Source organism: Bacillus cereus group sp. MYBK195-1 (assembly GCF_051916605.1).
GTDB lineage: Bacteria > Bacillota > Bacilli > Bacillales > Bacillaceae_G > Bacillus_A > Bacillus_A cereus.
Genome location: NZ_JBQAGZ010000002.1, coordinates 1,137,692 through 1,152,080, shown reverse-complemented (window position 1 = coordinate 1,152,080; position 14,389 = coordinate 1,137,692). Strand labels below are relative to the sequence as shown.

The window sequence follows — 14,389 nt, the reverse complement described above, 5'->3', positions numbered from 1 at the left end:
TTAACATAATTATATAGTATTCTTTCTAATCATAGTGATAGCTTTATCTTTACTATCTATTATACTAAAACATTCATTCCAAAAATTTTTTTATGAGGTGAAAACATGAACAAAACAGAATTAATTAAAAACGTAGCTCAATCAGCTGATATTTCTCAAAAGGACGCTTCTGCAGCTGTACAATCCGTATTTGACACAATTGCTAATGCATTACAATCTGGAGATAAAGTTCAACTAATCGGGTTTGGAACTTTTGAAGTACGCGAAAGATCTGCTCGTACAGGACGTAATCCGCAAACTGGCGAAGAAATTCAAATCGCCGCTGGTAAAGTTCCTGCATTTAAAGCAGGTAAAGAATTAAAAGAAGCTGTTAAATAAAAACAAGAAACCAGCCATTTTATAGGCTGGTTTCTTGTTTTTATTTAAGCAATTGCTTTATATTCTCTGCATGATACACTTCACAAATATAAAATACACATTTGCAGTTACTTACAATTTGATACTTTCTAGTTGGATACACATTCGCTGTAACAGAACATCCATCAAACAATTCAATAATATTTCCAGATGGCTGATATCCTTCATATAATACGTTTCTTCTTACTTCCATCTTTTCTATAAGCTTTTCAACAGGAATATTTCCACTCTCTAATTCACTCTTTATTGCGTCCGGTAAAAACGAAGTGTCTGCAAAAATTAGATTTTCAGATAACACCTTTCCTTTATAACTAACATTAGATACACGGTAAAGAAATGTTCCATCTTTATCAAAGAAATTCTTTGCTTCTTTCGGAATGTACTGTCTACCAAGTGCCTCTTGTTCAAGAACATCAAACTGAACTGTATCATTTAAAAGCTTTTCTAAAGCATGAATGGATGATGTATCTCCAGAAAATAAAATATTTTTAATTGCTTGTACATTATAAGTGAATTCATTCTTTCTATTTTCCGCTACTAACATGAGGAACACCTCTTCTGTAATTTTTTTATTTAAGATTTAAAAGTGCTGCCGCGTCTAATTGCGTAATTTCAGTCACTTCCTTACTGAATATTGCAACAGAAGCCCTATAATCTAAACTAGGCCTTACATCTTCCATCATTGTATTACTTGCTAACTCTTGTCTATCCTTAAAAACCAACAAGTTTGGAGGATCATTTGGAGCTGATACTGTAATATGTACTGGTGGAATCATTAGTCCTTCACCTGTCGCTTTCAGCACCGCTTCTTTTCGAGTCCAATATGTTAAAAAACCTTCTATTTTCTGTTCATTTGGCAGTTTCATAACTTGCGCTATTTCAATGTCTGTTAATACACCTTCTGCCATTTTCATAACATCTATACTTGGATTCATTTGTTCTACATCTATGCCAACAGGTGCAGATTTTGTAAATGCAACGACAACCCACTCACCTGAATGCGAAACGGATAATTGCGGCATACCTTCTGGTAATTGTGGTCTTCCATGCTGCAATTTACATACTGAGCACATTCGATCAATTGGTACTTGGACTGGTGACATAGAAAGTATCTTGCCGAGAACTAATCTACTTATTACGCAACCTATTATAAAACGAGCTCGATCTGCCGAATGATGATACGAATTTGCTTTCTCTCGCTCTATATCATTTAGTAAATTGTAATGCCATGATTGTAAATCCGAAATTCTTGCCCACCATATTTGACAATCATTCTCATTCAAAGTTGGAATAGAATCTACAACTTTACTTTCTATCATGTAAACTCTCCTTTATTCAACGAATATCAATTTTCATAAAAAAGCATACGTATATTGTTATTCATTGACAAGTACTTTCTCTTTTTCTGATACAGATAATGTTTTTTCTTTCTTCTTTGACATTACCTCTTTATCGGAAATACGTAAAGAAAATAGTAGTGCTATGAGCAAAAATATTGCTGACCCAATTAATGCTGCTTGATATGGTAAAAAATCGGATTGAACGTTATTACCTCCAAAACCAGCTAGTATACTAGCTAAAACCGCTACTCCTATTGCTGAACCTAGTCGATTTTGCACATTGAATATAGTAGTCGCTCTCCCCATAGAAGGCGGCGTGATATTGTTAAAGGCAGAAAATTGAACCGCACCGACAGATTGACCTAAGAAAATACCGATACCAAACAATAATGCCCGGATTTGCCACGGATTCGTATCGTGATTTACAAAACTCAATAAAACAAATATAACCGCCGTACATATTAATCCAATAGAAATTACCTTTCGAGCTCCTAATTTCTTATATGACCATGGTACAATTTGTGAAGAAATCATTAATCCAATCGCCTCTGGAAATGTCGTAAGTCCTGATTCCAGTGCAGAAACTCCTATCACATTTTGATACATAAGAGGAAAAACAAATAACATTCCTAATAAACCAGCTGATGAAAATAATGATATAATGCTCATCTTTCTAAAGACTGGTTCTTTTAATAAGCGTAAATCTAACATCGGTTGCTTTACTTTCAGTTCTACAATTATAAACAATGTAATGAATACAACCCCAGCTATCCCAGTACTCATAATTTCTGGAGAAATCCACCCTTTTGATGGTCCCTGGCTGAGTGCATATATGAGCATCGCAAATCCTGGTGCTGATAAAATAAAGCCGAGCGAATCAAAGCGACCAGCTGATTTTTCAACATGTTCTGCTAAAAATAGAAGTCCAAATAGCAATGCAACGATTCCAAACGGTAGATTAATATAAAATGCCCAACGCCAAGACATTTGATCTACAAAAAAACCACCGATGATAGGACCAATTGCTGGTGCTACAGCAATTGGAAGTATAATGAACCGGGAAATCTTCGGTCTTTCCTCTGGTGAAAATGTTCGAAATAACATCGCCATTCCGACCGGTGTTAAAAGCCCTCCGCCAGCACCTTGAATAATACGAAAAATATTCAATGAAGTAATATCGTTAGCCATTCCGCATAAAGCAGATGCAATTGTAAATACGAAAAGAGCAATTAAAAATACTCTTTTCGTACCAAAACGATCTCCTAACCAACCAGAAATCGGAAGGAAAACAGCTAAACTAACTAAATATCCAACATTCACCGTCCCCATTGCAGATGGAGGTACTTGTAGTTCTCTACTTATCGTTTGCAGTGCTACATTTACAATCGTTGCGTCCATCGCAGCCATAAACATCGCAGTTATATAAACGATACTTACAACTACTTTTGGATTTAGTTTTTCTTTCATTATCGTTTTCCTACTAATGTTTTTTCGCGAACTTGATTACCTTGTGGATTCAAATCTTTCCAGTTATATTCAACATATTCTAAGCAGCTCTGCCTACTAGCTTCTTCATATACGACATTCCAGCCAATAGGTACATCGAGAAAAGCAGGCCAGAGAGAATACTGGCCCTCCTCATTTATTAATACTTTATATGTGTAATTATCATTTTCAAATGGATTCGTCATACTCTACTTACCCCTTTCTTATTCTGCAAATATTTCGCTAATACTTGTCCAATTTCCGTAAGTGGACCTGGCTGACATAGATCTTTATGTCTACAATCAATATCGTGCTGCACAATTTGCCCATCTAAATAATTTAGCCACGTATTTGGAGAAATAGGATCAAACCAGTCTGGTATAACAGTAGATCTAAAGAATAAGATATCTCCGTTATAAACTTTCGGTACATATTTCCCTAACAACCCTACTGAATTTACATATGTTTCTTTCAAGTTCAATATAGTCTCTTCTTCAAGACTTGCTAATGCACTTCCATCTTTACGAAGGATTTCAACTGCACTTTCCATTGTAAGTGGTTTACCATCCATGTTATCTGGGTCATATCCGCCTAAAGCAAGTAATGCGATTAACGCTTCCTCTTCAGTAGGCGCTTCCGTATTCGGTAAGAAGTGTCCAGGATAAGAGTCAAGCATAACGAGTAATTCTACTTCTTCCCCTTCATTTTGTAATTGCGCCGCCATTGCATGCACAACATTTCCTCCAAGCGACCAACCTAGTAAACGATATGGTCCATAAGGCTGTACTTCACGAACATGTTTCAAGTAATCCGCCGCCATCTCCTCTAAGCTTTTTGGAAGTTCTTCATTTTTAGCAATACCTCGTGCTTGTACACCATAGATTGGATAATCTGTTCCTAAAGATTTCATAAGTCCTGCATAGCACCAACTTAATCCACCTGCTGGATGTACACAAAATAGTGGTAATTGATCCCCGCTTGCTCGTAATGGAAGCAACACATCAAGTGCACTTTGACCATTCCCCATCTCAAGTCTTTCAGCTAACCCTGCAACAGTCGGTGCTGCAAATAAAGTGCCAATATTTAGTTCCACTCCAAGCGCCTCTTTCATGCGGCTCATAAGTTGCACTGCAAGGAGTGAATGGCCACCAAGATCAAAGAATCCGTCATCAATTCCAATTTGAGGTACACTTAGCACTTCTGTAAACAAGTCACATAACATTTCTTCTTGCGGTGTTCTTGGACCACGACTAGAAGATGATGCAATAAATTCTGGAGCTGGCAATGCCTTTCTATCTAATTTACCGTTTGGAGTTAAAGGTAACTCATTTACTACTACAAAAGCGTATGGAACCATATAATCTGGTAAACTACCACTAGCAAACTGACGCATTTCATTCGTATCAATCGCTTCATTATTTGATGCAACGATATAAGAAACTAACCGTTTATCCCCTGGTTGATCTTCACGTACAATAACGGCTACTTGCTCAACTTTAGGGTGCTTCATTATGACTGCTTCTATTTCTCCTAATTCAATTCGGAACCCACGAATTTTGATTTGATGATCTGCACGTCCTATATAATCTAGCGTCCCATCTTTACGCCAGCGAGCTAAGTCTCCTGTACGATACATTCTTGTACCTGGCTTGCCAAATGGATCTGCGATAAAGCGTTCAGCCGTTAATCCTGCTCTTCCTAAATATCCACGCGCAAGCCCTGCACCTGCAACATACATTTCTCCAACTACTCCAGGTGGCACTGGTTGTAAATAGTTGTCTAACACATACACTTTAAGGTCAGGTATACTGCACCCAATTAAACTATTTGCTCGTAAAGAGACGATAGTTTCATCTATTTCAATATAACTAACATGTACTGTCGTCTCCGTAATACCGTACATATTAATAAGCTTTGGTGCGTTATGAGGATGTCGACTATACCAATCTTCTAAGCGACTTAGCTCAAGTGCTTCTCCTCCAAAAACAACATATCGTAAAGATAATTTTTGACCAATCTCTTCATTTTCACGATCTGCTTGCATCAATTGATAGAACGCTGATGGAGTTTGGTTTAAAACCGTAACCTTTTCTTTAACAAGAAGCTGTAAAAATTCTTTCGGCGAGCGACTTACCGTATGTGGCACTACAACTAAACGCCCTCCATATAATAAAGGTCCCCAAATTTCCCAAACCGAGAAATCAAAAGCATATGAATGGAACATCGTCCAAACATCGTTTTCGTCAAACTGGAACCAATGATCAGTTGCTCCTAAAAGTCTTACTACATTTTGATGAGGTATCATAACGCCTTTCGGTCTACCCGTTGACCCTGACGTATAAATAACGTAAGCAATATGTGATGGAGATAATGGCTTAATGCGTTCCACTTCATCAATATTGTCTTCACTATATTTCTCAACTTCTGCTATTACTTTTACATTATCAATTAAAACTTTTAGTGCCTCATTACATTCAATTTCCACTTCTGAATTCGTTAAAACACATGATGGTTTCGCATCGTGTAGCATAAATGAAATACGGTCTGCTGGGTAATCTGGATCTAACGGAAGGTATCCAGCACCAGCTTTAAGAACAGCTAATAAGCTTACAACCATGTTTAATGATCTTGGCATCGCTAAAGCAACGAGTTGATCAGGACCAATCCCTTTTGCTATTAGGAATCGAGCTATTTTATTTGCTTTTCTATTTAACTCTTCATAAGTTAATTTCTTATCTTCAAAGACAACAGCAATAGAATTTGGATTTATATGAGCCTGCTTTTCAAATAATTGTGGCAATGTCATTTCTGGTGCAATTTGAAAACCACCATTCCACTTTTCTAACACTGTATTTTTCTCTGCTACAGTTAATATTTCTAATCTGCCAATTGATTGATCCGGATGTTTCGCTGCATCATCTAATAACAAAATGAATCGTTCTATTAGTTTTTGAACCGTTTCACGTTTATATAAATCGGTACTAAACTCTAGTAATCCATGTAAACCGTTCGGAGTACCATCAACCCCGTTACTCTCACTAATTTCAAATGTTAAATCAAATTTTGCAGAACCGACGCTTTGAATTTCAAGGCTCGCTTCTAAACCTGGTACATGAAACGTTGCTTCTGGTGTATTTTGAAAAGCTAACATAACTTGAAACAACGGGTGGCTGTTTCGAGTACGTACTGGATTTAACACTTCAACAAGCCTTTCAAATGGAACATCTTGATTTTCATAAGCTGCAAGATTTACCTGCTTCACTCTATTTAATAATTCTTTAAAACTTGGATCTCCTGACGTATTTGTACGTAACACTAATGTATTTACAAATAAACCAACAATATCTGAAAGTACATCATCATTTCTTCCAGCAATCGGACTTCCAATTGGTATATCAGTGCCTGCACCTAATCTTGTAAATAGTGCACTAAGCCCTGCTTGCAATACCATAAACAAACTAACTCCATTTTTACGTGCAAGCTCTACTAACCTACTATGCATACCTTCATCTATATGAAAATGAATTGTTTCCCCGCGGTAACTCGTCTCAATTGGACGCTGGAAATCTGTAGGTAACTCCATTTGGTCTGGTAAACCTTTAAGTTCTTCTTTCCAAAAATCTAATTGTGTTGAAATAAGACTCTCTGGTGTCGTTTCATCACCTAGCAATTGCTGTTGCCAAAGTGCATAATCTGCGTATTGAACTGGAAGTGACTCCAGCTGAACTCTGTCACCTTGACATCGCGCTTTATACGCCGCTGTAAAATCTCTCGTTAACGGTTGTAATGACCAGCCATCACCTACAATATGATGTAATAGAATTAATAATACATGTTCGTTTTCACTCACTGTAAAAAGTTGCAAACGAACTGCCGGCTCAAAATCGAGGTTAAAGCTATATCTTACCGCCTCTGAAAGTACACTTTCTAATTCATCTTTACATGTATTAGTTATAACCATTTCTAGATTTAAGTTTTCCATATCTAAAATTTTCTGATAGGAACTACCTAATACGTTAGGGAAAATTGTTCTAAGTGTTTCATGTTTCTCAACTACATCATAAAAAGCACCTTGTAATGCTTCCCGATTCAATATTCCATTCATACGAATGACTAGCGGAATATTATAAGTAGGACTTGGACCTTCTAAACAATTTAAGAACCATAACCTGCGCTGTGCAAATGAAAGTGGAACTTCATTTGGCCTACTTGCTTTCTGAATAGCTGGTCTTGCACTTTTTGCATGGTTTAATTGTTTCGCCAGTTCGGCAACAGTTGGTGATTCAAATAGTTTCCCAATTCCTAATTCCACACTTAACGTTTCGCGAATTCTTGCCATTAAACGAGATGCAAGAAGTGAATGTCCACCCATTTCAAAGAAATTATCATCAATGCTAATTCGAGAAACACCAAGTACTTCTGCAAATAAATCACATAATATTTCTTCTTTCGGATTTCTAGCAACTCTCTCATTGTGCATTCCATTAAAATCAGGAGCAGGTAATTTCTTTCTGTCAACCTTACCATTTGGCGTTAATGGTAATTCTTCTAGCACAACAAATGCCGATGGTATCATATAATTCGCTAAACTTTCTGAAACATAAGAACGAATTTCTGAAAGATTAATCGGTTCCTTTTCTTCTGCAACGATATACGCAATGATGCGTTTATCATTTGGACGATCTTCTCGTACTATTACTACCGCTTGTTGAATATTTTCATGTCGTTGTAATACCGTTTCAATTTCAGCTAATTCAATTCGGAATCCACGAATTTTAATTTGATGATCTGCGCGACTAATGTACTCTAACGCACCATCACTACGCCATTTCACAAGATCTCCTGTACGGTACATGCGCTTCCCTGATTCTCCATAAGGATTTGCAACAAACCGTTCAGCTGTTAACTCCGGTTTTCCTAAATATCCGCTTGCAAGTCCTTCCCCTGCAATATATAATTCCCCAATAACTCCAGGTGGAACTGGTTGTAACCCTGCATCCAATACATACACTTCTGTATTGCAAATTGGCTTTCCAATAGGAGGTATACCCTTTTCACCTTCATCAATGTTCATGAAAGTAGACCAAATCGTCGTTTCAGTTGGTCCATATAAATTAGTTATTGAGCAACCTAATTCTTTTAATTTATTTGCTAAATGCGCTGAAAGAGCTTCACCACCAACTAGTATGTTTAGCCCTTGTAGCTTCTCTGGATAATCAGTTACTAACGCCTGCCAAAGCGTCGGTGTAGCCTGCATAATGGTCACTCTTTCTTCATGTAAAAGTGTCGTTAATGCAGAAGGCTCTTGTATGTCTTTTTTTTGCGCAATTGTTAAACTTGCACCACTAATAAGAGGTAAATAAATTTCTAGAGCAGAAATATCAAACGCAAACGTTGTAACTGCTAATAAATGATCATTTTCATTTAATGAAAACTTTTGTTGCATAGCCATTAAAAAGTTACTTAAACCTCTCATAGGAACAATTACACCTTTTGGGTTTCCTGTTGAGCCTGAAGTATATATTGTATAGGCTGGGTTTAAAAGTGATACATCATTCTTACATGCTATATTCATACGAGAATATGTATGTAACGCTAGTTTCGTTTCTTCTTCATCTAATACAATTTTTTTCATATCATTTTCTATAACTAACTTAGATGAAACAGATGAATGTGTTATGATACAAACTGGTTTTGCATCATTTACTATATAATTAATTCTTTCTGCTGGGTATTCTGGATCTATTGGTAAATACGCTGCACCAGCCTTTAAGACTGCTAGCATACTAACTACCATTTCTATTGATCTAGGGAATACTAAAGCTACAAACTGGTTTGGTCGTATTCCTTCTTCTACTAAATAATGTGCTAGTTCATTCGCTCGTTCATTTAGCTCTTTATACGTAAGGTTTACACCGTCACAAGTAATGGCTAGTTTATTGGGATTTTTTTGCACTTGTTTTTCAAATGATATAGGCAGACTGATTAACTCATCGTCTTCCTTCGTTTCATTCCATTCCAATAAAACTTTATGATTTTCTTCAGGCAAAGTAATGTTTATTTTTCCAATCGACTCGTTTTTCTCATAATTATTTACTACTAATTCAAATAGACTCATAAATCTTTCTTTATGCAATGCTAGCTCCGCGCCATTATATACTTCAGGATTTGCATCAAAATGAATCATTAGCTCATTTTGATCAAAACGTTTATATACATTTATTGATAAATCATCGACAGGTCCTGCTGATAAATTATGCGTAATACCACGATTTCCAGCAAAATTTAGCCCGTAATCAAAAGGCATAACATTCACTAACGGTCCAAACAACCTTTGATTTTCACCTAGTAACTTTAAGTCTCTTCTTAATTCCTCATGACGGTATTTATAATGGCGACGTACATCTCGGATTTCTTTAGAAACTTGCTGCAATAATTCCGCAAGAGTTATATTTGGAGTTACTGTAATACGAAGTGGCACTAAATTCATTACCATACTTGGTGTATGAATAGATACCGAACCTAGACGTCCCATCATCGGTAAACCTAAAACAATATCATTTGCACCTGTTAACTTATGCATATAAATACTTGTTACAGCGACAATGAATTCCGGCCAACTTGTTAACGAAATATTGATATCTTCTAATAAAGTTTTCGTGCTAGAACTAGATAAATAAGCTGTTTTTCGTGAAAATCCATTTGATGTTCTCGGTGCTCGCTCTGCCAAGCTTACAACTTCTGGTTCATCCGCAAATTTTTCTAACCAAAAAGTACGATCTTCCTGAAATTTTTTAGACTCACGATACTCAATATCTTCTTGCACGACTTTTGTAAGAGAACCAAACGGCTTTTCATTCTTCTTTGTTTCTTCTATAAGTGATGTATACTCATTCGCCACTTTTTGGCTAAGAAGTGAAAATCCATAGCCATCCATCACAATGTGATGGATGCGCTGATACCAAAAGAAACGATTATTTTCAACTTGAATAAGTGCTTCAGTAAATAATGTATCTTTTTTCAAATCGACTGGCATAGATAAATCATTTTTCATCCATACTTTAGCAGCTTCTTCAGGATTTTCTTCTTTACGAACGTCAATAAAATGCATATGAAACTGTGATTCTTCAATAACTTGCCATGGGCCAATTTCATCCTCTTCGAAGCGAACATGAAGTGCTTCTGTTTCCATTACAACTTTACGTACAGCTAATTCAAAAATGTCTTGATGAATATTTCCGTTTATTTCTACATATTCCCCAGTATTATAAATTGGATTAAGCGGATCTAATTGTTGCGCAAACCACATACCAGACTGCGCAGATGATAACGAATGACGAATCTTTTGACTGTTAGGCATTCTTTACTACCCCTTTATTATGTAGTCTATTTGTTACAGCACCTGTGCTGTTTGTGAAGATAGTAAACTGTACCAACCTGCAACAGTTGGATGTTCTGCTAAATGTGCAAAAGTGATTTCTTTCCCTTCACGACGCCACTTCTCTACTAAACTCATAATTCTGACCGAATCAAGCCCTCTATTTAATAAGTCCTCATCAATATCAATACTCTCTACTGGCTCACGAAGTAGTTGTGCAACTAGTTCATGCACTTCCTGTATAGTGATTCCTTCACTCTCATCATCTTTTACACTTTGTAAATCGTTTAACAGTAGGTTTGTTGATGTCGTTACTGCACATCTATTAGATGCATACTCCAATGCTTGTTTATGATGCTCTAGTGAAAAATCAGCAACTGCATCTGCTACAAAGAACGGCTCTATACCATCCATAAATGCTTCACAAGCTGTTAAAAGACAGCCAATATGCGCATAAATACCGCAAATAATGAGTTGATCTCTTCCTTGTTCATTTAAAATTTCTAATAGATTTGTCTTTTTAAATGCACTATATCTCCATTTTGTTATGAATATATCATCCTCATCAGGAGTAAGTTCATCAACAATTTTCTTTTTATCTGGTCCAGCAGGTATACCGTCACCCCAAAAGTCTTGTAATAAACCTCGTTGTTCTAACGTTTGCCCACCAGGTTGTGCTGTATAAACAACTGGTATACCAAGTTCCTTACATTTTTCTCTTATCATTTTAATATTTGAAATAAGTTCTACTTTTGGTGATTCTTTATCGCTATATGCATCAAGAAAGTATTCTTGCATGTCATGAATTAAAAGTACTGCACGTTTCGGATCTGGTGTCCAATTCACTTTATTTTTTGGTAGTTCTGATTCAATTGGCATTTTATATACTGAAATAGATGGGATAGCCATCTAATCACTTCCTTCCGGTTTTTATTATTGTTTTACTGTAATAAGTTTTTGAGCAATGACTTTACGTAGTTCTTTTTTGCTGACTTTTCCGACTCCTGTTTGCGGGAATGATTCAATAAATTCAATTCGATCTGGAATTTTATAAGCCGCTATACCACGTTCTCTTAAAAACATTTTTAATTCACTTACTGCCGGAACTTGTCCGCGAGCTATAACAAAAGCACAGGTGCGTTCACCTAAATAATCGTCAGGCATAGATACGATTGCTACGTCATGGATCGCATCGTGTGCTAATAGATGATTTTCAACTTCTTCCGCAGCAACTTTCTCACCACCACGATTAATTTGATCTTTATCTCTTCCTTCTACAATGATGTATCCTTGTTCATTTACTTTTACAAGATCACCTGTGCGATAAAACCCATCCTTTGTAAATGATCGTGCATTATGCTCTTCGGCTTTATAGTAACCACGAATTGTATATGGACCTCGTGTTAATAAACTACCTACTTCGCCCGGTTGTACATCGTTGTCATTTTCATCAACAACTCGTACTTCATCGAGTGCAGACATTGGTCTACCTTGTGTATGAATAATAATTTCTTCCGGATCGTCTAATCTTGTATAGTTCACTAATCCTTCCGCCATACCGAATACTTGCTGTAACGTACATCCAAATGTAGGACGTATACGTTTTGCAACCTCAGCGCTAAACTTAGCACCACCTACTTGCATAACCTCTAGGCTTGATAAATCGGCATTACGAGAAGATGCAGCATCAAGCCAAATCATTGCTAATGGCGGAACAAGCGCTGTAATTGTAACTTTTTCTTTTTCGATAAGAGCAAAGGCCTCATCTGGACTACCACCAGTTGCCAATACCACTTTTCCACCCGCATAGAAAGTTCCAAATGTCCCTGGAGAACTCATTGGGTAATTGTGTGCTACTGGAAGAACTGCCATATAGACGCTTTCTGCATTCAAATTACAAATTTCAGCGCTAACACGTAAACTATAAATATAGTCATCATGCGTTCTAGGAATTAATTTAGAAAGACCTGTTGTGCCTCCTGATAATTGGAGAAATGCAACATCACTTGGCTGAACTTCTGGTAATGAGACGGGATCCATATACAGATCATTTATGTTCACAAACTCTTCTTCTTCTCCCACTACAATTACATGTTGTAAAGTTGGCACTTTCTCTTTCACTTCTCTTGCTAGTTTTCGATAATCAAAACCGAGAGCCTTATCTGAAATAACGTAAGCGCTCGCCTCGCCAAACTCACAAAAATAACTAATTTCACTGCTTCGATGTGAAGGTAGTGCAAAGACAGGAAGCGCTCCAATTCGAAATAGTGCAAAACATATTTCGAAAAACTCAATAATGTTAGGTAACTGGATTACAACTCTGTCCTCTTTCTTTATTCCTAAATTGAGTAAACCTGCTGCTAAACGATCTACCTTTTTATTAAGTTCACTATATGTTATATGCTTCTTACCACTTACAACCGCGATTCGATCTCCATATTTCTCAGCCCGCTCTCTTAACACTCCTCCAAATGTTTCACCAAGCCAACATCCTGCTTCTCGGTAACGATCGGCAAATTCTTTTGGCCATTCTGTATAACCTACTAGCATTCTTTCTTCCCCCTATTTTTCATTAAGTGAACTATCTCTTAACCCTAAAGCTTTTAGCATTGTTTGGAACTTAGCTGATGTTTCTGCTAATTCATCTTCTGGTTTTGACTCAGCAACAACTCCAGCTCCTGCATATAAACGAAGTGTATTTTCTTGTACTTCAGCACAACGAATTGTAACAATCCATTCTCCATCTCCATTTAAATCGCTCCATCCTAGCATTCCTGTAAAGAACTCGCGGTCAAATGGCTCAATATGCTGTATAGCTTCTCTTGCTTTTTCCATCGGAGTTCCGCAAACTGCTGGCGTAGGATGAAGGGCAATTGCTAATTGTAAAGAAGAAGTATTTGGATCCTTAAGTTCACCTTTCACTTCTGTAGACAAATGCCACATCGCTTCACTATGAATAACTGATGGCTTTTCTGGAACATGTAATGTATGACAATACGGACGAAGTGCAGCGGCAACCGCTTCAACTACTACCGCATGTTCATGTAAATCTTTTGGCGAAGAAAGTAATTCCTCTGCTCTTCTTTTATCTTCTACTGGGTCCTCACTACGTGGCCTTGAACCAGCTAACGGGTTAGAAATAACTTGCATACCATTACGTGAAACAAGTAATTCAGGGCTTGCTCCAATTAGCGTCTTACTGTTCTCTTTTTCATCTTTCGGTAAATTTACAGCAAATGTATAACCATGCTTATTATGCTCTGCTAATTCTCGCAGAAGTTTTTGCTTATCAATCTTTTCGGAAGATTTAACATCTAACGATCTGGATAGAACGATTTTCTTTAAATCACCGTCCTGTATTTTTTCAATTCCTTGCTTCACACCATTCATATAAACTTCAGGGTCTGGCACTGGTGTCATTTCAAATGTTACATTCTCATTTGTTTCAAGCTGATTTGTTGTATCCAATTGTAAACGCTCAGAAATTCTGCTATATTCTGGTACGATGAGTTGGACTTCTTTTCTACGATCAAATGGCAAAGCACCCACAACGATAGGATTTGGATTTCCAGCTTGTTTCGCATTACTTAATGTCGCTTGCACAAGCTCTGGGAAACTTTCAATTTCACGATGCTTTACTGTAGTAAACTCTCCTTCTGCTAATATCGTTCGAGTTGGTGAAGCGAAAAAGAATGAAGATTCAGTCTTATAATCTTCTAAAAGTTTTTCTGACAATTCCTTTACAGCTATATGTTCATTCATAATATAA

9 protein-coding genes are annotated in these 14,389 nt (G+C 36.8%); 1 reads left to right on the top strand and 8 read right to left on the bottom strand.

Annotated features, from left to right (window positions below):
* Positions 1 to 105: 105 nt before the first annotated feature.
* Entirely contained in the window at positions 106 to 378 is a 273-nt protein-coding gene (locus ACTFRY_RS15590; protein ID WP_001043905.1) for an HU family DNA-binding protein, read from the top strand.
* Between the two features lie 40 nt (positions 379 to 418).
* Here the strand turns inward: ACTFRY_RS15590 and ACTFRY_RS15585 are convergent, their stop codons facing one another.
* Genes ACTFRY_RS15585 through dhbC form a run of 8 tightly spaced genes read right to left on the bottom strand, consistent with a single transcriptional unit; the run spans position 419 to position 14,382 of the window.
* Positions 419 to 961, bottom strand: a complete 543-nt coding sequence (locus ACTFRY_RS15585; protein ID WP_000959126.1) for a hypothetical protein — start codon at positions 959 to 961, stop codon at positions 419 to 421.
* 25 nt (positions 962 to 986) lie between these two features.
* The gene (gene sfp / locus ACTFRY_RS15580; RefSeq protein WP_000572999.1) at positions 987 to 1,736 is read right to left on the bottom strand and encodes a 4'-phosphopantetheinyl transferase Sfp; all 750 of its coding nucleotides are present in this window, start codon (positions 1,734 to 1,736) and stop codon (positions 987 to 989) included.
* Between the two features lie 57 nt (positions 1,737 to 1,793).
* Positions 1,794 to 3,224: an MDR family MFS transporter gene (locus tag ACTFRY_RS15575; RefSeq protein WP_000660200.1), complete on the bottom strand. Its 1,431-nt coding sequence runs from the start codon at positions 3,222 to 3,224 to the stop codon at positions 1,794 to 1,796.
* Entirely contained in the window at positions 3,224 to 3,448 is a 225-nt protein-coding gene (locus ACTFRY_RS15570; protein WP_000184059.1) for an MbtH family protein, read from the bottom strand. Before ACTFRY_RS15570 ends, ACTFRY_RS15575 begins: the two co-directional genes overlap by 1 nt.
* Complete coding sequence (locus ACTFRY_RS15565) at positions 3,445 to 10,602, bottom strand: amino acid adenylation domain-containing protein (protein WP_086392391.1); 7,158 nt, start codon at positions 10,600 to 10,602, stop codon at positions 3,445 to 3,447. The genes ACTFRY_RS15570 and ACTFRY_RS15565 overlap by 4 nt, the downstream gene beginning before the upstream one ends.
* A 33-nt stretch (positions 10,603 to 10,635) precedes the next feature.
* A complete protein-coding gene (locus ACTFRY_RS15560) occupies positions 10,636 to 11,529 on the bottom strand; it encodes an isochorismatase family protein (RefSeq protein ID WP_044796259.1) in 894 nt (297 codons plus the stop codon).
* A gap of 24 nt (positions 11,530 to 11,553) precedes the next feature.
* Positions 11,554 to 13,170, bottom strand: a complete 1,617-nt coding sequence (locus tag ACTFRY_RS15555; protein WP_044796258.1) for a (2,3-dihydroxybenzoyl)adenylate synthase — start codon at positions 13,168 to 13,170, stop codon at positions 11,554 to 11,556.
* 12 nt (positions 13,171 to 13,182) lie between these two features.
* On the bottom strand, positions 13,183 to 14,382 hold the full coding sequence (gene dhbC, locus ACTFRY_RS15550; RefSeq protein WP_001002075.1) for an isochorismate synthase DhbC: 1,200 nt from the start codon (positions 14,380 to 14,382) through the stop codon (positions 13,183 to 13,185).
* Positions 14,383 to 14,389: the final 7 nt, after the last annotated feature.

What these genes read in the sequence shown, in the direction of transcription:
- ACTFRY_RS15570 (WP_000184059.1), bottom strand. Translation starts at nt 3,448, where the DNA reads ATGACGAATCCATTTGAAAATGATAATTACACATATAAAGTATTAATA.
- ACTFRY_RS15585 (WP_000959126.1), bottom strand. Translation starts at nt 961, where the DNA reads ATGTTAGTAGCGGAAAATAGAAAGAATGAATTCACTTATAATGTACAA.
- dhbC (WP_001002075.1), bottom strand. Translation starts at nt 14,382, where the DNA reads ATGAATGAACATATAGCTGTAAAGGAATTGTCAGAAAAACTTTTAGAA.
- ACTFRY_RS15555 (WP_044796258.1), bottom strand. Translation starts at nt 13,170, where the DNA reads ATGCTAGTAGGTTATACAGAATGGCCAAAAGAATTTGCCGATCGTTAC.
- ACTFRY_RS15575 (WP_000660200.1), bottom strand. Translation starts at nt 3,224, where the DNA reads ATGAAAGAAAAACTAAATCCAAAAGTAGTTGTAAGTATCGTTTATATA.
- ACTFRY_RS15590 (WP_001043905.1), top strand. Translation starts at nt 106, where the DNA reads ATGAACAAAACAGAATTAATTAAAAACGTAGCTCAATCAGCTGATATT.
- sfp (WP_000572999.1), bottom strand. Translation starts at nt 1,736, where the DNA reads ATGATAGAAAGTAAAGTTGTAGATTCTATTCCAACTTTGAATGAGAAT.
- ACTFRY_RS15560 (WP_044796259.1), bottom strand. Translation starts at nt 11,529, where the DNA reads ATGGCTATCCCATCTATTTCAGTATATAAAATGCCAATTGAATCAGAA.
- ACTFRY_RS15565 (WP_086392391.1), bottom strand. Translation starts at nt 10,602, where the DNA reads ATGCCTAACAGTCAAAAGATTCGTCATTCGTTATCATCTGCGCAGTCT.